Genomic DNA, 588 nt, shown 5'->3' with positions numbered 1-588 from the left:
TCAATATGGGGGAACCGCAGAATTCGGAAAAAATCGTACGCTAAGCTAACGGTGTTCTCGTGACAGCTCTTTGACTAGGCTTTCTAAGGCCATTCTGATAGCCCTGACTTCCTGAAAAGCCATGGCTAAAATTTGTGCGGCTAAAAGGGATAACCGATGGTAAAGTAAGTTATCCCTGTCGAGATACTGAAAAGCGTTATCCTCGTTTTTCCCAAAACTGTTTTGCCAGTTCGCTCAGAGCGCTAGTTAACTGAGCGACAGATTTCGCACTTTGCAAATTATTCTGCCCGGTCTGTACATTGGTATCAGCAGCATCGCGTATATTGATAATACTGCGGTTTATGTCTTCACTTACTGCTCCCTGCTGCTCGACCGCAGTCGCTATTTGCGCGTTCATGTCGGTAATTTCGTTAACGCGTTGGCCAATTCCATCAAGAGCTGTAGCTGCTTCCTCTGCGTGAGCTACACTCGTGTGCGCTTGCCGACTACTTTGCTCCATGACTGTAACAGCGGATTGCGCTCGCTCTTGTAGAGCGCTGATCATGCTTTGAATATCCGTTGTCGATTGCTGTGTGCGAGCAGCAAGAC

1 protein-coding gene is annotated in these 588 nt (G+C 47.6%); it reads right to left on the bottom strand.

All coding sequences use genetic code 11. The features are described 5' to 3' along the window. Positions 1–196 precede the first annotated feature (196 nt). Positions 197–588 (bottom strand): methyl-accepting chemotaxis protein (locus ABEB28_RS41785; protein WP_345733869.1); only part of this gene is annotated, 392 nt, incomplete at its 5' end.

The sequence above is a fragment of the Cryptosporangium minutisporangium genome (assembly GCF_039536245.1).
GTDB lineage: Bacteria > Actinomycetota > Actinomycetes > Mycobacteriales > Cryptosporangiaceae > Cryptosporangium > Cryptosporangium minutisporangium.
The sequence above is the reverse complement of the archived record's forward strand: the minus strand, read 5'-3'. Positions and strand labels throughout refer to the sequence as shown.